Genomic DNA, 21,695 nt, shown 5'->3' on the forward strand with positions numbered 1-21,695 from the left:
CCCCACCCTAGCCCTCCCCTTGCCAAGGGGAGGGGACCGGATGTGTTCTTAAGCGTAAAAAACCTATTCTTGTAAGGGAGCAATTGTAGGGTGGGCATTGCCCACCGAACAGAAGGTGGGCATTGCCCACCCTACTCCTTTGCGTGACAACCCCCGGCGGGTGTGGCTTAATCGTCAAACAACTCCGGTAAGCGATCGCGCAATTCCTGATTCAACTGGGGGAGGCGATCGCGCAGGGACAAATACCACTGGTGACGTTCCCGGTAATGCTGAGAAAGCAAGCGATTTTCAGCCACCCACCGATAAGCATTCTGCCCTAAACCCCTGCGCAAATCCAGATCCAGGATTAAAGATTCTAATTTTTTGCCAAACTCCCCTTCCGACCGATAAATTAACCCCGTTTCTCCCTCAATAATTGTTTCTTCATACACCGTTGGACTCGCCACTACCGCCACACCATGACCGGCACATTCCAGAAACTTTAAATCCGACTTCATACTATTAATCCGAGTCGGAGTCAGGGGCAGCAGCGCCACATCACAGCTATGCAAAACCTCCTGATAAGTTTCATAAGGAGAAAAGGGTGAAAACTCTTTATTCTTGACCTGCAACTGCTCAAAAAACTGGCGATCGTGCAGCACTTTCACTCGCACCTGCTGCTGGTATTTTTGCAGAACTCGATTCAACTCAGGGATAATCGGTTGCCAATCCGCCTCACGATTAAGCGCCCCGAAAAAGATAGTACAAGTCTCGTCATCAGCATAGGTTCGTTGGGGCGGTAAATAGCCCAAATGATTTTTAAAGACTGCCACATTGGGATTATATTGGCGTAAAAAATCCGCCAAGGGTTCCGTAGAAGTTTGCACACCATGACAACCGCGATAACTCAGAAAGAGATTCTTTTCATATTCCGGACGACGCAGAGGGTCATCATCAATTTCTGCCACAATTACATATCCCCGTTGCAGCAATTGTTTGAGCTTAACAATGTCCTCGGGATAGTCCATAATGGTGCGCTGCCAAATAAAGACCTTTTCCTCTTGAGGGAGGGCCGCATTCACATCGGCAGTCCGCACATCAGAGAGAGTTCGCACTCCCGGAATCGTCGCACTCAGGCGATCGGGTTCTAAAACCCGAGGGCGATCGCATCCCGTCGGGGCCATAATAATTGTCTGAATTAACAACCGTCTGGGCGGCACTTCCGACTTAATTCCTCTCACCACATATTGAATCGCCCCCGTCTGAGTTTCAAACGCTTGCGGGTCAATTCCTAACCCTTGAACCACCGGGGCCATTAACTGCTGGAACTGTTGAAAAGCCGGAGGTTTCCGTCCCCGAGTTTGGATTTCATAACTCTGTAATCCCGCCTGAAGGAATAACTTTTTGACCTCATCTAACGTAAAAAACCGTAAATGAGTGCGATCGAGCAAACCTTGGTCCTGATACTCCCAACTCCCCCGCAACAAATTAACAATCGCCGTCCAATGTTGAATATTCGGAATACAAGCCAAAACCTGCCCCCCCTCCTTCAACCACTTCACCTGATGCTGGAGAACCGCCCAAGGATCAACCAAATGTTCCAACACATCACCATACACCAAACAATCAACAGTCCCCGCCTCAAACCTCAGCCGCTCATCCTCCAAATCCTCAACATTCGCAACAATTACCTCATCCAACCGTTGCGCCGCCACCGCTGCCGCCCCCTCATTAATTTCCACCCCAATATAACGCCCATGAGGATTAATCCGCTTATATTGCGCCCCCATCGCCCCGGCACCACAACCCACCTCAATAATCACCCCAGCATCCGCCGGTAAAACCTTCAACAAATCCGGATTCACCCGGTCATAATAATCAAAATCAGTCATAAATAATTCATCCCTTCCTTCTATAAATCTCTTCTCTAAATCCCTTCCGTGAAAATCCGTGTAATCAGTGGTTCACCCCTCCCACCTCAGCAACCTCCCAATTTTTTCACTCCAAACCCTCCCAAAATGCTCCACCTCCAAAAAATTAGCCATCAAAGGTGCCGGTTTATAAACTTTAAACGTCCGCATAATCCCCAGAGTCGCCGCACTTTCCAAAGGACCGACAAACCGGGTATCTCGGTCTAAAAAATAGGGTTGTTGCACCCAGTATTCCATCTGGCGGGCATTTAAGAAATAACAGCCCGAATGGGGATTGCTGGTGCGTTGAAAGGTGACGGATGTCCCCATAATGATGCCAGTGAGTTGAGGTTGTTCTTGAACATTTTGATAGGTTGTAGTAATTTGGGGGTGAAGTTCGCCATCGATGTAGGTTTTGCCGATGCCTGGGTGGGTGGATTGCTCATAGCGGTTGGGTTGGAGGAGATGGCGATCGCCCGCTTGTTGGTTAAACCAATTCAGTTTGATAAAAAACCAGGGGTCGTGCAAAATCAGGTCATCTTCCAGAAAACAGTAATAATCATACCCGCCTAAGCGTTCTTTCAAGAGTGCCTGACACTCAAATCCCAGCAGCAGATGTTTGGCATTAGTGGGGTGATGGGTCCATAAATGGGAGGGGAGAGGAAGGCGATCGAGAATATGGTAGCCTTGGGTCGTGCAAATCACAATCTCAATTTCTGTCTGTAGCGATTGATTGGCAGGTAAAGCAACCCGGTTAGCATAATCCGTGGCATACTGGGAGTTTCCAAATAACTGGTGCAATGCGGTGAGGTTTTGGGTGAGTGCTTGAATGCGCGGGTTGGGATCGTTGCGTTGAGCGCCATATTTGCCAATCCCATCCGGGTTGAAAAAGTGAGACAGGGTAAATAGGATCCGCATAGAGAGTTTAGGCTTTAATTCCGATGAAGTTTGAGGATTGTTCGCGACAGTTAATGACGACCTTTGCCACAATTTTAGATCCAGAACGTCAGGGGACGGCGATTGAAATTGGGGTAGGAACGCAGGATTATTATTTTGTGGATTTTGTCAAGGCGGGGTTTCCAACCTTGGCGGTGGAACCGGCACCAGCAGAGGAGGTGCGGGTCACTTGTCAGCAGTTGAATGTCCCTCTGGAACAAGCGGCGATCGCCGAAAAAAATGGGGAAGTCACTCTGTATTTGGGAGAATATCAAGGGGAGCTTAATGTCAATTTGAACTCCTTAAATCCGGATTGGTGGGGAGTGGTAAACCAACAACAGTCTGAGTCTCCCCATCGGGATAGAATCCCTACTAGCCTAACTGTGCCTGCTTTAACCTTAAAAACTTTACTACAAAATCGCGGAATTGAACGGCTTTCTATTTTAAAAGTTGATACAGAAGGCAGTGAATTTGGGATTATTAATGGACTGCGGGAGATTCCTGCACAAACTTTACCCAGTTTGGTGCAATTTGAATATGGTGGGGGAGGCGATCGCCTGAGTCAGGAAGGGGGATGGAATCCCAAATATTTTAAGAGTACCCAGGATTGTTTACAAGTATTAAAATCCCTCGGATATGAGTGGTTAGTGTTGATTGACCGGGAGTTACCGAGACCCTGCTCTTTTTCCCTTCAAGAGATTAATAATTTTGAGGATATCTTTCATCCCCTCTCCCATGTCGGCAATGCGATCGCCTGCAAAACCCTCGAAATTACTTCACAAATTAACTTAGAATCTCTGTGTCAGCCTTATCTGAATTATTCCAGGAAATTAGCAGCCAGTTTAGTTAATCTGGGTTCATCCAAACTCGTTCATTCCTTTAAATATGTTCTGCCCTATGTCATCATTCATCAGTATAAGATAAAACGCCGTCCCTTGCGGGTCCTAGAGTATGGACCCGGATGTAACACAGAGCAGTTTATTAAATCATTAGTCTGTCAGCAAGTAGTGTCTGTCGAAGACAATGCCGGGTGGTATGAAAAATTTGCGCCCATAGTCAAATCAGCCCAAGGAATAGAGATTGACTATCGATTAATTGAGGTTAAAAGTGAAGAAGGAAAAGCCTATTTAGGGGGACATTGCTGGACTGAATCCGAGATTTTAGAGTATTGTGAATACCCGCTCAAATATGGCCCGGGATATTTTGATATTATCTTTATCGATGCAGGCGATCGCCAGGACGAAGTAACCATCAAAGGTCGCACTTATCCCGGATGTCCCGTTCGCAATATCTGTTTAGAACTGGCCCATACCCTATTAGCAGATGATGGAGTCGTTGTTCTCCATGACGTACCCGGTCCCTTTCCTACAATTAATCGGTCCTTAGTAGAACCGATTCAAACATTTTCCGTTGTTAAAAGTTTCCCTCGATTTTGTACAACTTTGCTCTCTAATTCTCTTAATTTAGACGAGTTTCAAGGGTTTATTTCTAGTTTTTATCCCAAGACTATTCCTCAAGACTCTGTAAAACCTGCAATTCCCTCTAGTCCTGGGAGTTCCAATTCTGACCCGAAAATGTTGAATTTATCCCAACTCTTAGAGGAACATTCTATCAAACCTCTGGGAGTCATTCATGTCGGTGCGAATGAAGGAGAAGAACTAAAAACTTATCAGGATATTGGCATCAAAAAGGTCTTATTCATTGAAGCCAATCCAGCCGTTTTCAAACTATTAAAATCTAACTTGAGTGGCGTTCCCAACCTGATTGGGGTGAATTGTGCCATCTCCAATGTCAATGGAACTGCTACCTTGCACGTCACATCAATGGATGCAGCTAGTTCTATTTTACCCTTGAAACGGGTTAAAGAGTATTATCCCGAGATTCGAGAAACCCATCAAATTCAGGTTCAATGTAAAACCCTGGATACTCTGTTGGAAGAACTCGGGTTAAATCCAGCAGATTTTAATCTATTAAATTTAGATATCCAAGGGGCCGAATTTTTAGCCCTTCAAGGCGCAAAAAATCTGCTGCAACATATCGAAGCGATTAATACCGAAGTCAATTACGAGGAATTGTATGAAGGGACGCAATTAATTGACAAACTCGATGAATTATTAGCCGAATCCGACTTTGAGCGCGTTGCCACAATCACCCCCTATCATCCTTCCTGGGGAGATGCGTTTTATGTCAAAAAGCCGGTGATTAGTCTCTCTACCCTGGGTACCAATGGACGGTTTGCCAATCAACTCTTTCAGTATGGGTTTTTGAAACTTTACGCGCAAACCCATCATCTGCGGATAGAAACTCCGGAGTGGATTGGACAGTATTTATTTGGACATCAAGACCCCCCCTTGTCTAAAAATCTACCGGAAGTCAGAGATATCAGTACCCGCGCCAATGAATCGCCGATTTTGCAACGAAAAACACCCTTAAAAAATGTTGATATTTGGGGCTATTTTCAATTTAATACTCAGTATTATTCCCCTTATAAAGACGAGTTTTGTCGCTTGTTTGAACCCGTCCTAGAGGTCAAACAACAACTAGATAAAGTGCGCGATCGCCTCCTGTCTCAAGGCAAAACCATTGTCGGATTACATATCCGACTCAAAGATTATGGCTTTTCCTACTTTTTCATCGCCCCCCTCATCTGGTATAAAACCTGGTTAGCCAAAATCTGGAATACCCTAGAACAACCTGTTTTATTCATTGCCAGTGACGAACCGGAAAAAGTCCTGCCGTATTTTGCCGAATATCAACCCGTTACCGCCAAATCCCTGGGGGCCGACTTACCGAAAGCTGACTTTTATCCAGATTTTTACTTACTAAGTCACTGCGATATTCTAGCCATTTCTAACAGCACCTTTTCCTTTGTCGCCTCCATGCTCAATCGGCGGGGAAACTGCTTCATGCGACCCCAATTGTCTGCGCAATCCTTGATTCCCTACGACCCTTGGAACAGTGAACCGATTTTGCATGATGCCAAAGTGCCGAGGAAGTATGAACCCGCTTGCTTGCGTCCCCTGCGAGAGCTTTTCGCCGATCGCTGGTTGAGTTTAACCGGCGAGAAGCTCAAACTCAGCTACTTGAGTGGCGTGGGTATGGATGCTAAAATAGTGCTCGATAAAGGGGTAAAAAATGAACCATTGACGGACAATGAAAGACAGTTAGTCCAACGGTTAAATTCAGAGATTAGCCTCCGGTTGGATCAGCCAAAAGCGATGCAATCCTTTCTCATCGCGATGTTGTATCGGGATGCCTATCAACTTCCTTTCCCCTATAACGGCGCGGCGATTCCCAAGTGGTTTTTATCGGATTTTTGGCAGTTTTTATTTGCAACACCCAGCGCATTTTCGGAACCCAGAGAACCGGAACAATACTTTCATTACATCGAGGGATTGGTAAATTATCTCCATTCCCATCTGTTGCAAAATCCCAATTCCGACCTGTGGCGGTATCTTGCCTTATGTTTTATCCAATCCCATAATTTTAAAACCTTATCTGCTTGGGAAGGGAATGGGTTGGAAATTGCCCAGAAACGGGGGGAAATTCTGGAATTGACTCTGAAAACTTTGGGGCAAACCCTGGATTATAATTGTCCCCCTCGTCCCCTTTCTCGGGAGAAAATTCGCCTGGGAATTCTGCAACATAACTTTTTTGCGGCGAAGGAAACGCTGGTCACTTTGGCTGCATTTAAGCATTTAGACCGACAGAAATTTGAGATTCGGTTGTATGCGATCGCCCTTCAAGAGACCCCCTTGCAACAAACCTGCAAAACTTGTGCAGATAGCTTAGTGCAGCTACCCCAGAAATTAGGGGAACAAGTAGATAAAATTCGGGGTGATGAGTTGGATATTTTACTCATTGGTAGCGAAATTTCCAGCAATACCAATGCGATCGCCCTATTAGCTTGCCACCGCTTGGCCCGGGTCCAATGTACCGGGGCCTGGGTCCCCACCACCACCGGACTGCGCAATATGGACTACTACATTACCGGGGATTTGATGGCAGGACCCAGGTTCCAAGAATACTATCAGGAACGAGTGGTTACGGTAGAAGGGTCCGGACTCTGTTTTTACCGTGGAACGACCTCCCCAAACCTGGAAAAGCGAATCCAACCGACGCGCCATCGTTGGGGGACTCCGGAGGAAACCGTCATCTTCATTTCCGGGGCCAGTATCAACAAAATCGGTCCTCAGATTCGGGAAACCTGGGCCAAAATTTTGGCAGCAGTGCCTAATTCGATATTAGTGTTATATCCGTTTGGAGGAATGGGGGCAAAATTTTATCGCACCAGTCCCTACGATAATCAGACCCAAATGGTATTCCAGGGATATGGAATTGACCCTAAGCGGTTCGTAGTTATAGAGAAGTTGAATTCTTTAGAGGAGTTGAAAGACTGTTTGCAGCAAGCAGACTTGTATTTAGATGCTTACCCGGATACCGGGGATTTGTCCCTAGTCGATCCGTTAGAAGTAGGACTGCCGATGGTGGTTTGGGAGGGGTCAGCCCCACAAACCAGGCGATCGCCTGCCCTATTGCGAGAGTTGCACCTTGGAGAATGGATTGCCCCGAGTGAATCGGCCTACATTGATTTAGCGGTGTCCCTAGGGACGAATCCAAGGCAACGGGAACAGTATCGGCAGCAACTTCACCAGGGTTTCCCGAATATAGGGCCTTGTCTGGATACCCGAGCTTATTCCGCTAAAATCGGAGCACTCTTGGAAAAACTGGTTAAACCCCAAATTTGAACCCAGTTCAAGGAAAAATAGCACAGGGGGACATAAAGTAGGATGACAGGGGTGAGGTGGGCAACCTGTTTAATGAAACCAATCCCGGTTGACTAGCGTCCCCGGTAGTAGAGAGAACTCAACGGCGTATCTACTAAGATAGAAAAAGAGCAGTCAAATTTTTTTCAGGGCAGCAACGGCAATCGGGAAGGGTCAGACAACAACAGGATCAACGATCAACGATGGGATGAGCGATGTATGGAATATTCCGGAGTCGGTTTATCTGTGATGCCTTGATCTGTCCTCCAGGGGTAAGTCTATATCGACATTGACCCGTCCAATCGTGCCATCCAAGCGAGTTTGACCGCCCTTTTATGATGGGAGAGCATCACCCAATTGCCCGAAACCCGAACCAAAACTCAATTCAGGAAACAAAAAGTGCTGGCAATGCCAACTAGGATTGGTTATATTTGTGGTCTTGTAGAGGTTGAACATGAGTGACCTTTTCCAAGTTGGCGACATAACGATTAAAGCTGAAGACATCCCCGCCTTATTAAAGCGGTATCAGTTAGATCTGCAATTTTGTCGGGGTGTTGTCCTAGATCAAGGAATAGCCGAGGCAAATATCACCTGCAACGATGAAGAACGCTTAAGAGCGCTTGAAGACTTTGCAGTGCAGCAAAAGCTCACCTCCCCAGAAATCCGGGAGGCGTGGCTCAAAAGCCAAGGCATGACCGAAGAACAGATGCAGGAGTCTGTGGTGCGACAGTTATTAATAAAAAAATTCAAGACAACAACCTGGGGGCCAAAAGTTCAAAGTTATTTTATGACACGCAAAAGCGACCTCGATAAAGTCGTTTACTCCTTAATTCGTACTCAGGATCCGGGTTTGGCCCAAGAAATTTATTTTCGGATTTCTGAAGGGGAACAAAGCTTTGCAGATGCGGCGCAGGAATACTCAAAAGGTCCAGAAAGCCAAACTGGGGGATTGCTGGGACCCGTTGCGGTCTCTCAACCCCATCCCCTGATTGGTAAACTGTTGTCGATTAGTCAACCGGGGCAACTCTGGCCGCCTCGACAATTGGATGTATGGTTCGTGATTATTCGATTAGAAAAATTTATTCCAGCCCAACTGGATGACAATATGCGTCGGCAATTAATCGACGAGATGTTTGAAAATTGGTGGCGAGAACAGGTGCAAAAAGTCGGGTCATTGCAGTCTATCGCGGGTTAGGCGCAGGTTTGTTTCATCATGACATCAACAATCGATATTTCTCAAATTTCAGAATTTTTAGCGAAAACGGCCCCATTTAATCGCCTCAGCGATCGGGCTTTGGAAAATCTGGCCACCCATTGCGAACTGTTGCGGTATCGGACGGGTCAACCGATTTTTGAGCTGGGCAAAATGCCGACTCAAGTGGCGGTGATCTACGAGGGCCAAGTGCGGGAATTGGCCCATGACCAACGCAGCCAAAGTATGGTCAGTTTGCGGTTAGCGGGTCCCGGAGAAATTCTCGGGTGGGGCAGCTTGATTCGAGGGGTGGCCGTAGATAGTGCGATCGCCTCTCGGGAAGTGATCTGTGTCTGCATCCGGGCCAGTACCTTCTTAGAGCAGGTGAAATCGGAAAATGTCTTCCGAGAAGCCTTTGAGCAACAGGCCGCCTTGAATGAGGTGTTTGAGCTACTCTCCGGGGAACTTCAGCGCCGAGCCGATGCGACTACCAATGCCAAAGACTTGACCCTGCAATTCCAACCCCAAGCGGTGGTGATTAACATCCCCAAAGGGAAAGCGAATTTAACCGAACTCGATCGCGATCACCTCTGGTTTCTCAGTAGCGGAACCATTGGGGAATTGGACAGAGGCAGCCGCCTGATGGTGGATGCCAACACCATTGGCAAACTCCCTTGCCCGACCGGGGCCAGAGTGATTGGCTTACCCCTGTTTGATTTAGCCGGAACTCAGGTAAATCCCCAGGACAACGGGGGTGCGATCGCCGATTCACATCATGCGATCGCCCCGACGACCCCCATCACCCCGACAGTAGTAGATCCCATTCCCTACGCCCCCGATCGCCCCCCGGTGATGGAAGCCGAAGAGAACACCCCCCGGGGCAAAGTTAAATATCCCTTCATGCGGGGAAGAGGCCCGATTCAAGGGTCTTTGGCTTGTTTTCAAATGTTGGGGAAACAATACCAAATTCGGGTGCGCCGTGACGTGGTGCAGCGCGTCTTGGAAAATCAATATAACTCCCACGGCAAACTGACCCTGCAATCCTGTGGGTCCGTCGCCGCCATGATGGGATTTAACGGGCAGTTAGTCACCGTCCCAGTTGAAGTCATCTCCCGACTCAAAGCACCGGCAATGATTCGCTGGGAAAATAGCTTTGCCCTCTTATTCAGCGTCAGCGATCGCGAAATCGTTGCCGCCATCCCCTCCAAAGGCATCATTCGCCGCAAACCCCAAAAATTCCTCCAGGAGTGGCAACTCGTCACCCCCACAGAAGAAGGCAAAGAAGGCACCGAACAAGTCCTCCTCCTAGTCCCTCCCCCCGAAGACAAACAAGACACCTTTAACTTCTGGTGGTTTCTCCCGGAATTAGGCAAATATAAAAGCGTCCTAGTCCAAGTCTTCCTCGCCTCCTTCTTCGTTCAACTCTTTGGGTTAGCCAACCCCCTAATCACCCAGGTGATTATCGATAAAGTCATCGGTCAAAGAAGCCTAGAAACCCTAGATATTCTCGGCATCTTAATGGTTTTAGTGGCCGTGTTTGAAGGGGCGCTCACCTGGTTACGCACCTATTTATTCGTAGACACCACCAACCGAATCGACTTGAATCTTGGGTCCCAGGTAATCGACCACCTGCTGCGACTCCCCCTCGGCTACTTCGATCAACGGCGTGTCGGTGAACTCGCCGGACGGGTGAGCGAACTGGAAAAAATTCGCCAATTCCTCACCGGGACCGCCCTCACCGTCGTTCTCGATGCCTTATTTTCGGTGATTTATATCGCCGTCATGCTCTCCTACAGCCTCTTGATGACCGCTGTTGCCTTGGCGGTCGTCCCCTTTATGGCCCTGTTAATCGCTGGGGTGTCGCCCATTGTCCAACGGCTGTTACGCAAACGAGCCGAGTGTTACGCGGATACCCAGTCCTATCTCGTCGAAGTCCTCTCCGGTATTCAAACCGTCAAGGCCCAGAACATCGAACTCACCTCCCGCTGGAGTTGGTACGATCGCTATGCCCGCTATATCAGCGCTGGATTTAAAACCGTCGTCACCTCCACCACCGCCAGTTCCATCAGTACCCTCTTAAACAAGGGATCCGGACTCGCCCTGCTGTGGGTGGGTGCTCATTTAGTTCTGAGTGACCCTCCCCAAATGTCCTTGGGTCAGTTGATCGCCTTCCGGATTATCGCCTCCAACGTGACAGGTTCCCTACTACGCTTCGTGCAAGTCTGGCAAACCTTCCAAGAAACGGCCATGTCTGTCGAACGTCTGCGAGATATCCTAGAAGCGCATCCCGAGGCGGATGAAAAAGACCGCAGCAATATCCCCATGCCTGCGGTAGAGGGTGTAGTCCGATTTGAAAATGTTTCCTTCCACTTTCCCCAGAGTAAATCTCTGCAATTGGCGAACATCAATCTGGAGTTTCAAACGGGGCAATTTGTTGGCATTGTCGGTCAGAGTGGTTCCGGTAAGAGTACCTTGATGAAGCTGTTGCAGCGGCTTTATGAACCCACAGGCGGTCGGATTTTACTCGATGGCTATGATGTATCGAAGGTGGAACTGTATTCCCTGCGGAGTCAAATTGGTGTGGTCCTCCAGGATACCCTCCTGTTTAATGGAACAGTTCAGGAGAATATTGCCTTGACCAATCCCGATGCCACCACCGATGACATCATTAACTCGGCCAAAATTGGGGTAGCTCACGAGTTTATTATGACCCTGCCCAATGGATATAACTCCATTGTGGGAGAACGGGGTGCCTCCTTATCCGGGGGTCAGCGCCAACGGATTGCGATCGCCCGCACAGTCCTCCAAAATCCCCATCTCCTGATTTTGGACGAAGCTACCAGCGCCCTAGACTACAATTCTGAGCGTCTCGTTTGTGAAAACCTTGCAGAAGCCTTTAAGGGTCGCACAGTCTTTTTTATCACCCACCGTCTGACTACCGTTAAAAAAGCCGATGTCATCCTCATGATGGACCAAGGCGCGGTGGTGGAACAAGGCACTCACGATGAATTAATGGCCCTCAAAGGTCTCTACTATTGCCTGTATCAACAACAGGAATCCCAAGTTTAGGAATGAAATGGGCAGAATGAGAGATGAGGGCAAAATCCCCCATCTCTCCCATCTCCCCATCCCCCCATCCCCCCATCCCCCCATCCCCCCATCCCCCCATCCCCCCATCCCCCAATGACCATCCCCCAATAACCAATAACCAATGACCAATGACCAATAACCAATAACCATCCCCCAATGACCAATGACCATCCCCCAATGACCAATGACCATCCCCCAATGACCAATGACCATCCCCCAATGACCAATAACCATCCCCCAATGACCAATAACCAATGACCAATAACCAATGACCAATGACCAATGACCAATGACCAATGACCAATGACCAATAACCAATAACCAATGACCAATGACCAATGACCCCATAAAACCTAGCACCTAAAAACTATGAAATCAGCAGTTTTCGACCAACCTGTTATTTTAGAACGCCCCCCGATTTGGTCTAGTGTATTTATCTGGTTAATTATGGGTATGACCGCTTCGGGAGTCGGTTGGGCGGCTTGGGCACAAATTGATCAATCGGTTCTCACCACGGGTAAATTAGAACCCCAGGGTGCGGTAGTTGAAGTGAAACCCCCAACCAGTGGCGTTGTGCGGGAAATTCACGTTCAAGGTGGTCAGTTAGTGAAAAAAGGCCAACTCTTGGTAACCTTGGACCCCACCAGTCCGGAAGCGGATGTGGAGTCTTTCAAGCAACAACGAGATGCCCTGATGCGAGAAAATCAGTTTTTTACCGCCGCACTCAGTGGGAATACCGTGGGAGAATCCGGTTCAGAACTCGAAAACCTGACCAAACTCCGAGGCAATTTAATTTCTGAAACACAATTTTTACAAGCACAGCTCAATGGGGCCGCTGTTGCCAGCAATGGAGGCGAATTCGACCTCAACCAACAGCAATTACTAATCGCGTCTCGAAACGAATCTCAGTCTCGGGAACAAGCCGTGTCATTACGGGTAGATGAGTTGGAAAAACAACTCAACCAGGTGAATAACCAAATTCCCACGGCTCAAGGTCAAATTGCCATCTCCCAGGGACAATTAGAAACTGCCCGCAGACAATTGGAAAGCGCCCAGCGACAATTGCCCAACGTGATTGACCAACTGGAGAATGCTAGAAGACAATTTGTGGCATCCCAACAGCGCCTGGAAAATGCCAAACAAGACCTCCCGAAGGCTCGGGAACGGTTAGAAAATGCCCGTCGCCAGCTACCCAGGGCGCTAGAACAACTCGAAACCGCCCGTCGCCAAATACCGACTGCTCGGGCGCAACTGGAAACGGCAAAACAGGGTCTGACGGTGAATCAAAGTATTATGGGCCGGATTCAACCTGTTGTCGCCGAAGGGGCCTTGTCTGAACTACAAGAAGAGCGTCAGCAACAAGAAATTTTGCGCTCTCAAGCGGAAGTGTCTAATCGGGAAGCGGAATTGTTGAGTCGCCAGCAACAACTTTCGGCCCAAGAAGCACAAATTCTTACCCAGCAAAACGAAATTTCCTCTCGGGAAGCCGAGGTGCTGCGAAGTGAAGATGAGATTGCCCGCCGGGAAGAGGAAATTTTGCGATTTCAAAATGAAATTTCGGCTCGGCAATCAGAAATTTTACGCGCTGAAAATGAGATTGCGGCACGGGAAGGGGAAATTTTACGCCTGCAAAATGAAGTGCTTTCTCGTTCGGGAGAAGTCGATCGCCTCCTGAGTGAACAAGAACGGCTGAATGTGGGGATGGCGCGATCGCGTCAAGAGGTCCAAAATACCCGCGCTATTTCTCAGCGCGATGTTTTAACCCGCATTGCCGACAATCAAAAACGAATTTCTGATATCAATGGACAACTCAGCCGCTTAAAATTGGAAAATGACAAGCGCATTTCCCAAATTGACGGTCAGTTAGCCAAGGCCAATCTGGAACTCCAATATCAAGAACTCAAGTCTCCGGTAGATGGCTATGTGTTTGATTTGAAACCCAATTCTCCTGGATTTGTCACCCTCGCCACCTCCCCGGAACCGCTATTAAAAATCGTTCCGAATAACGAACTCGAAGCATCGATGTATATCCAGAACCAAGATATTGCGATGGTGTTAGATGCTATGCGGAAGAGTCAAGCGGAAGGACTGCCTGGGGTCCCGGTTGAGATTAGTATCGAAGCCTTCCCTGCGACGGAATATGGTACGGTTCGGGGGGTGCTAACCTCGATTGGTTCTGATGTGTTGCCTCCCGATGAAAACCGACGCTTTTATGCCTTCCCTGCAACGATTACTTTAGATAGTGAAAAGTTCTTGTTGGATAATGGACTGCAAGTGAGTCTTCAGTCGGGTATGGCTGTGCAGGGTAATATTAAAATTGGCAAACGCAGTGTGCTCCAGATTTTCTTGAGCCGGATGACGAATAAGACTCGCAGCATTGAGACGGTGAAGTAATCTGTGCGGGATAAAGTGTCAAGTCGCAAGGGGTGAGGTTGAGGCTTGGCACTTCTATTTTCGGTGAGGTTTAGGATAGCTTTTATTGGGTGCGATCGCGATAAATCTGGGCGACTTTATCCTCGGGATTCTGGCACAAACACCGTTCAAAGACTTCAAACAGGGTGACTAATTTTGATTTACCTTTGACTTTCACCGTAACCTTCGGGAAATGGAAACTACTGCCTATAGCAATCCTAAATGATTTATGCCCTCTCCTGCTCCCCTCTCCCCCTTTGGGCCGCCGACGAGAAAGGGGTGAGGGCATTCCACAACTGATTTAGGACTGCCTAGAGGAACGGACACGCTCTTGATCCTTGACCCCTTCAAAGCAGGAACGCCAGTGGCTACCCTGAACCTGAAATTCGATAGCGCCCTCCATCCAGGTCCCTGTCTGTCTTTGAAAATGCCCGGGTTAAAACAGTCCCTGAATTGGTCTGTTGAGCCACTCCACCCTTGAGTTTAACGGACCGGAAAATCAGTGCTAATTTTCAAGCCTCTCGGTTTAAAGGTTAGCAATTCTGATAAATTGACTAACGGCTGAGTTTAAACCAGAAAACTCCCGGTTGCTATCTCTGACAGTTTTGAATGAACATAATTCCCACTGATATTCCCGATGTTGTGATTATAGAACCGAAAATTTTCGGCGACGATCGCGGTTTTTTCTTGGAAAGTTATAACCAACGCACCTTTGAAGAAAAAACCGGCATCACCGCCGAGTTTGTCCAAGATAACCACTCGCGATCGCGCCAAAATGTCCTGCGCGGTCTACATTACCAGATTCAACAGCCCCAAGGAAAATTACTCCGGGTTGTCGTCGGTGCCGTGTTTGATGTGGCGGTGGACATTCGCAAACAGTCTCCCACCTTCGGACAGTGGGCCGGTTGTCTCCTCACTGCCGAAAACCACCGTCAGTTCTGGATTCCGCCCGGATTCGCTCATGGTTTTTTGGTGGTGTCGGAAATGGCGGAAGTGCTGTACAAAACCACGGAATATTACGCCCCGCACCATGAACGCTGTATCCTGTGGAATGATCCGGAATTGGGAATTGATTGGCCTTTGAATGGTGCCACTCCAATCTTATCGGAAAAAGATCAAGCAGGTCTGCAGTTGAGTAGTGCGGAAGTATTTGCATGACCCAAATTTTATTAACCGGGATTACGGGTCAATTGGGACAGGAATTGTCTCCCATTCTTCAGGCGGTGGGTGAGGTGACTGGGTGCGATCGCCAAACTCTGGATTTAGCCAACCCCGACTCAATCCGTCAAGTCATAGCAGCAGTCAAACCTCAAGTGGTTGTCAATTGTGCTGCCTATACCGCAGTAGACAAAGCTGAAACTGAACCGGAACTAGCAATGGCTATTAATGGCACCGGGGTAGGAATTATGGCTTCTGAGTGCCATAAATTAGGGGCGCGGTTGATTCATGTTTCCACGGATTATGTCTTTGATGGCACTCAGTCTCATCCCTATCGCGAAACTGATACCACCCATGCGATCGGACAGTATGGCGCATCAAAACTCGCCGGTGAGGAAGCGATTCATCAGGTGGGGGGAGATGCGATTATCCTCAGAACCGCTTGGGTTTACGGGACTGGGGGTTCGGGGAATTTTGTGAAGACGATGCTACGCTTGGGGTCCCAAAGGGAGGAATTAGGGGTGGTGACGGATCAAGTCGGCAGTCCCACTTGGACGGGGGATTTAGCGGCGGCGATCGCCTCGATGGTTCAACTGGCAATTCCTGCCGGGACTTACCATTACACCAATAGCGGGGTTGCCAGTTGGTACGATTTTGCGATCGCCATCTTTGAAGAGGCCCAGGCCCTAGATTTTCCCCTGCAAATTCAGCGGGTTAAGCCGATTTCCACCGAAGAGTATCCCACTCCCGCCCATCGTCCTGCCTATTCGGTCCTCTCCCTAGCTAAAATCGCCGCAACTTTGGGAACTTATCCCCCACACTGGCGACAGGGACTCAGACAAATGCTCCGGAATTTTAGCGGTTAATTATTGATATGAAAGCACTGATTCTGTCCGGTGGAAAAGGCACTCGCCTGCGACCTCTCACCTATTCTGGTGCGAAACAGCTTGTGCCGGTCGCTAATAAACCGATTCTCTGGTATGGCATTGAAGGAATTGTGGCCGCCGGAATTACGGATATTGGAATTATTATCAGTCCGGAAACTGGGGAAGAGGTGAAATCTCTGACTGGGAATGGCGATCGCTTCGGTGCCAAGATTACTTATATTTTGCAGGAAGAACCCGCCGGTTTAGCTCATGCAGTGAAAGTCGCTCGCCCATTTTTAGGGGATACTCCGTTTATTATGTATCTCGGAGATAACCTGATTCAAAGGCCGCTGAATCCGTTTTTGGATAAGTTTAAAGCAGAACAACTAGATGCTTTAATTCTGCTGCGTCCGGTCTCCAATCCCAGCGCATTTGGGGTAGCAAAGGTGGATGGGAAGGGGAAGGTTTTAGAATTAGTTGAAAAACCCAAAGACCCGCCGTCTAATTTGGCCCTGGTTGGAATTTACTTTTTTTCTCCCCAGATTCATGCGGCGATCGCAGATATCCAACCTTCCGCCCGGGGAGAATTAGAAATTACCGATGCTATTCAACGGCTCATCGACTGGAAAACCTCCGTAGAATCCTGTACCCTAGAGGGTTGGTGGTTAGATACCGGGAAAAAAGATGACCTCCTTGAAGCCAATCGCATCATCCTCGATACTCAATTAGTGGCCCAAAATCACGCCGAAGTTGATTCTAACAGTCATATTATTGGGCGAGTCCAAATTGGGGCAGGCACGAAAGTTATTAACAGTTCAATTCGCGGTCCCGTCATTATTGGCGAAAATTGTTACTTAGAAAACTGCTTTATTGGTCCTTATAGCAGTATCGCCGATCGCGTTAAGTTAATCGAAGCAGATTTAGAACATAGTGTGGTTTTGCATAGCGCTCAAATCATCGGCATTCATCAACGATTGGTGGATAGTGTGATTGGTAGACGAGCGCAATTGACCGTCGCCCCCCGACGACCTAAAGCACTCCGGTTTATGATTGGCGATGATTCTCAAATTGAATTACCCTAATTGCATCGGATGAAGGAGCAAATAAATCTGAATCCAAAGTTGGATAGGTTATCCTTCATCCCAGTTAAATTGGTCAATCACTCGATGGAATTTCAACTCAGGTGCTTTATTTTGTAACCGTTAATTATCATTCTACCGAGTTAGTTGAGCAATTAATTCAATCCATTGAGGACAGTTCTACCCTTGAATATCAGGTAATTATTGTTAATAATTCCCCAGGAGACGAATCAATCTACCAGGTGGAAAGCGAGTCTACGGTGATTTTGGAGTCTGGGGAGAATGTTGGATTTGGGGCGGGGTGCAATCTGGGACTGGATTGGGTGTATCAGCAAGATCCCCAAGGGATTGTCTGGTTAATCAATCCAGATACTCTTCTGGGATCGCCAGGATGGGCAAAAGTCCCCAATTTATTTGCCGCGAATCCCGAAGTGTCTATTTTAGGTACAATTGTTTATGAACCCACCGGGACCCTTTGGTTTGCCGGTGGGGTATTTATTCCGAGTCAGGGTGCGATTCTGGAAAAAAACCTGTTGAGTCTGGAGGGGGATGCCGATTATGTCCCTTGTGACTGGGTAACGGGTTGCAGTTTATTAATTAATTTGGGACAGTTTTCCGAATGTCCGAGTTTTGATCCCGATTACTTTCTCTATTATGAAGATTTTGACTTTTGCCGACGCTATGCCGCCCAAGGACATATTATTGGGGTAACCTCCCAATTAAGCCTGATTCATTCTCCGTCCTCAATTTCAGATACCCAGGTTAAAGATAAATTCAAACATAGCACCTACAGCTATTTAAGAACAATGGAAAAGTACAGTTCCAAACGAGTTTTAATCGGTCGATTGTTCCGCTTAATTGTCCATGCCCTAGTTCTGAGTTTTGTTAAGCCGGAGATTGCCCGGGGAAAGTTTGAGGGATTGGCCCAATATTGTGAGCGATCGCCCTTAGTCAAATCCCTCCTTTCTCACCTGAAACTGAGAAGTTCTGATGTTTACTTTGGATGAAACAATCGTGTTCGCTCTTGACCTTTAGTTGGACGTCACGCAAAAATTCCGAGGTGTACGCTCTTGACTTCCCTGTCCATAAATCTGTCATTTTTGATTCCCAAACCCACGGGAATTACCACTTATGCTAACCAAATTGTCCCTTATCTGAACCCTATGGAGCCGACTTTATTAATCGGGCGGGAATTAGCTCCTTATAATTGTTATTTAGTTCCGGAAGATTTAACCCCAGATTATGGAAAGAAAGGTCATATCAAGCGGTTGTGGTGGACCCAACAACATCTCCCTAAAATTTATAAAAGCCTGCGATCGCAACTGCTATTTTCCCCAGTGCCAGAAGCCCCCTTGTTTTCGGCCTGTCGGTCTGTGGTGATGGTTCATGATTTTATTCCCCTGCGATTTCCCAACAAACGCTCTCCCTTAACCTATTATCATCGCTATTATATTCCCCTAGTTTTGCAGCAAGCAACTCATATTGTCTGCAACTCCATTTCCACCGCCCGGGATATTAGTAACTTTTGTAAAATATCCGCAGATAAAATTACCCCAATTCCCTTGGGATATGATGCGGATAATTTTAAAAATTTAAACTTACCTGTTAGTAATTATTTTCTCTATGTCGGTCGTTGTGACCCCTATAAAAATCTGCATCGATTGATAGCAGCATTTGCGAATTTAGCCGCAGGTTCAGAGTATGAATTGTGGTTAGCGGGTTCTGCTGACCCCCGCTACAGTCCAGCCCTGAAGGAACAGGTTAAAGAGTTGGGATTAGATGAACGAGTGAAATTCCTCGAATATGTCCCCTACGAGAAGCTGCCAGTGTTGATGAATCAGGCGATCGCCCTCGTCTTTCCTTCCCTGTGGGAGGGATTTGGTTTGCCTGCCTTAGAAGCAATGGCCTGTGGCACTCCGGTAATCACCTCAAATCGGTCTTCTCTGCCGGAAGTAACCGGGGATGCGGGAATATTAGTTGATCCGTACAATATTCGAGAAATTGCCAGTGCCATGCTGGCGGTGGCCCTGGGTGCAACGACGCGATCGCGCCTCCGGGAACAGGGCCTAGCCCGTGCCAGTCAATTTAGTTGGTCTAAAACCGGAATCTCCACAGGAGAAATTTTAAAAGACTACCTTTAAGGATGAGCATTTCAAGGATGAAAAAATTCTTGAAAATTCATCCGTGATCCTTCTATCTTGAGACTCTGAACCGGCTTAACTCCGGATTTTGGCTTTTTACTCTTGTTTTAGTAGGATATTTCTGTGGAAATGCTATTCTCCACAGTGAATCTATTATTTTGGTGTGTGTGGAGTGAATAAAATTATGGTAACAACTCCAGCCTGGACGCAAGGCTCTGGATCAAACGGCTCATCCTTAACCCTCGCCGGGGTGAATGGGTCTAAATCTGTACAAAACCCTAAACCCACTGGGGTTAAAGAGGTCATCAATCGCCTTTCCGTGGTAGAAACCGGAATTTACCTCCCCAATAGTCCCTTATTTGGGACCGATGGAATTCGCGGACGAGTGGGAGATTTTCTCAATGCATCCCTGACTTTGCAGGTCGGATTTTGGGCCGGTCAGGTCCTGAAAGCCCAAAGTGGGACAACGGGTCCGATTGTTTTAGGACAAGATTCTCGAAATTCTAGCGATATGTTAGCAATGGCCCTTTCTGCGGGGCTGACCTCGGCAGGGTTAGAGGTTTGGAATTTAGGATTATGTCCCACCCCCTGCGTTGCCTACTTGACGAGCGTTTCTGAAGCCATTGGCGGGGTGATGATTTCGGCCAGTCACAATCCCCCTGGGGATAATGGAATTAAGTTTTTTGGGTCCGATGGGACGAAGTTACCGGCATCGGTGCAAAAGCAGATTGAGGCAGGTATCCGAGGGCAGATGGACTCGGCAAGTCCCACGGGGGTCTGGGGACGTCAATATTATAGGCCCGAGTTAGTGGCAGATTATGCTAAAGCGTTGCAACTTCCGCTGATTTATGGCAGTGGGACTGAGGAATTGCCATTACAGGGAATGCGGATTGTTTTAGATTTGGCCTGGGGTGCAGCGGCGATGTTGGCCCCGGAGGTGTTTCAGGCATTGGGGGCTGAGATTATCTGCTTGCACGATCGCCCTGATGGCGATCGGATTAATGTCGGCTGCGGTTCTACCCATCTGGATGTGCTGCAATCCTCGGTCAAGGCGTACAATGCCGATATGGGGTTTGCTTTTGATGGCGATGCCGATCGCGTTTTAGGGGTGGATGATAGAGGCCGCCCGATAGATGGGGATTATATTCTATATTTGTGGGGACATACCCTGGAACAGTCCGGTCAACTCCCGGATTCAACCATTGTTGCTACGGTTATGTCGAATTTAGGGTTTGAACGGGCCTGGGAAAAACTGGGGGGTAAACTACTCAGAACTCCTGTCGGCGATCAGCACGTTCATGCGGAAATGCTGCGTACCGGATCTATGTTAGGCGGTGAACAATCGGGTCATATCCTCTGTCGCCACTATGGGGTAACCGGAGATGGGGTAATGACGGCGATTCATCTGGCAACGGTTGTTAGACAACATGGCGGTTCCCTGGCGCAGATGGTGGATGAGAGTTTTCAGACCTATCCGCAATTGTTACGGAATGTGCGAGTAGAAGACCGCGATCGCCGGATGGATTGGGAAAGTTGCGAACCTGTACAAATTGCGATCGACCGGGCGACTGCGGCGATGGGCGATCAAGGCCGGATTTTAGTTCGAGCTTCTGGTACGGAACCCTTGATCCGGGTTATGGTTGAAGCAGCAACGGCAGAACTGGCGAATTATTGGACGGAAAATTTAGTTCGAGTCGTAGAGCAAAATTTGGCCGCTTAGAGTTGAATTATCCCTTTAAGTTGCATTCTTAAATCGGAATAAATTTAGAAAAGAAGGCGCGAGCGATCGGGTCTTCTTTTCTTTGTTTGGGAAGCGTTTGCGGGGGGAGAAACGCGGGAAAAAGGGGAGCTCACTTCCACCGATGACCTATCTGAGCAAATTTTTAAGTTTATCGATTACTTCAACCGCACGAGCGCCAAACCATTCTTATGGAAATTTCAAGGGTTCAAGGAGCCTGAATAGACTGCCCATTTATTTTTGCTCTTCTGTACTAGAAATGCTCTATTGGAGGCTCTGCCTCCTCTCTGATAGTTTGAACTCTCGGAAGAGTCACCCCTCCCGAGAGTCATGAATTAACCCAAACTATTAATTTTGATTCCGCACTCGCGCTAACAGTTCCTCCCGAGAAAGTTGGGCAATTAACAGACTCATTTCCAAAGGTGGAA

General features: G+C 48.0%; 12 protein-coding genes. 10 read left to right on the top strand and 2 right to left on the bottom strand.

Annotated features, from left to right (window positions below):
* Positions 1-167 precede the first annotated feature (167 nt).
* Complete coding sequence (locus J0895_RS06050) at positions 168-1,871, bottom strand: methyltransferase domain-containing protein (RefSeq protein ID WP_207087213.1); 1,704 nt, start codon at positions 1,869-1,871, stop codon at positions 168-170.
* Between the two features lie 72 nt (positions 1,872-1,943).
* Positions 1,944-2,807, bottom strand: coding sequence for a calcium-binding protein (locus J0895_RS06055; protein ID WP_207087214.1), 864 nt, complete (start codon positions 2,805-2,807; stop codon positions 1,944-1,946).
* 23 nt (positions 2,808-2,830) lie between these two features.
* Between J0895_RS06055 and J0895_RS06060 the strand changes: the two genes are divergently transcribed.
* The 10 genes from J0895_RS06060 to glmM all read left to right on the top strand — a co-directional run bounded on the left by J0895_RS06060 (position 2,831) and on the right by glmM (position 21,249).
* Positions 2,831-7,573: an FkbM family methyltransferase gene (locus J0895_RS06060; protein WP_207087215.1), complete on the top strand. Its 4,743-nt coding sequence runs from the start codon at positions 2,831-2,833 to the stop codon at positions 7,571-7,573.
* A 472-nt stretch (positions 7,574-8,045) separates the two neighbouring features.
* On the top strand, positions 8,046-8,786 hold the full coding sequence (locus J0895_RS06065; RefSeq protein ID WP_207087216.1) for a peptidylprolyl isomerase: 741 nt from the start codon (positions 8,046-8,048) through the stop codon (positions 8,784-8,786).
* Positions 8,787-8,804: 18 nt separating this feature from the next.
* Positions 8,805-11,852 (top strand): peptidase domain-containing ABC transporter, encoded by a 3,048-nt coding sequence (locus J0895_RS06070; RefSeq protein ID WP_207087217.1) that lies wholly within the window; start codon positions 8,805-8,807, stop codon positions 11,850-11,852.
* Between the two features lie 390 nt (positions 11,853-12,242).
* On the top strand, positions 12,243-14,267 hold the full coding sequence (locus J0895_RS06075) for a beta-barrel domain-containing protein (RefSeq protein WP_207087218.1): 2,025 nt from the start codon (positions 12,243-12,245) through the stop codon (positions 14,265-14,267).
* A gap of 627 nt (positions 14,268-14,894) precedes the next feature.
* A complete protein-coding gene (gene rfbC / locus J0895_RS06080) occupies positions 14,895-15,443 on the top strand; it encodes a dTDP-4-dehydrorhamnose 3,5-epimerase (RefSeq protein ID WP_207087219.1) in 549 nt (182 codons plus the stop codon).
* On the top strand, positions 15,440-16,309 hold the full coding sequence (gene rfbD / locus J0895_RS06085; protein ID WP_207087220.1) for a dTDP-4-dehydrorhamnose reductase: 870 nt from the start codon (positions 15,440-15,442) through the stop codon (positions 16,307-16,309). The genes rfbC and rfbD overlap by 4 nt, the downstream gene beginning before the upstream one ends.
* 8 nt (positions 16,310-16,317) lie before the next feature.
* On the top strand, positions 16,318-17,391 hold the full coding sequence (locus tag J0895_RS06090; RefSeq protein WP_207087221.1) for a glucose-1-phosphate thymidylyltransferase: 1,074 nt from the start codon (positions 16,318-16,320) through the stop codon (positions 17,389-17,391).
* A gap of 101 nt (positions 17,392-17,492) precedes the next feature.
* On the top strand, positions 17,493-18,395 hold the full coding sequence (locus J0895_RS06095; RefSeq protein ID WP_207087222.1) for a glycosyltransferase: 903 nt from the start codon (positions 17,493-17,495) through the stop codon (positions 18,393-18,395).
* A gap of 63 nt (positions 18,396-18,458) precedes the next feature.
* Positions 18,459-19,529: a glycosyltransferase family 4 protein gene (locus J0895_RS06100; protein WP_207087223.1), complete on the top strand. Its 1,071-nt coding sequence runs from the start codon at positions 18,459-18,461 to the stop codon at positions 19,527-19,529.
* 184 nt (positions 19,530-19,713) lie between these two features.
* Positions 19,714-21,249, top strand: coding sequence for a phosphoglucosamine mutase (glmM, locus tag J0895_RS06105; RefSeq protein ID WP_207087224.1), 1,536 nt, complete (start codon positions 19,714-19,716; stop codon positions 21,247-21,249).
* Positions 21,250-21,695: the final 446 nt, after the last annotated feature.

The sequence above is a fragment of the Phormidium pseudopriestleyi FRX01 genome, from assembly GCF_017313335.1.
GTDB classification, from domain to species: domain Bacteria; phylum Cyanobacteriota; class Cyanobacteriia; order Cyanobacteriales; family Laspinemataceae; genus Laspinema; species Laspinema pseudopriestleyi.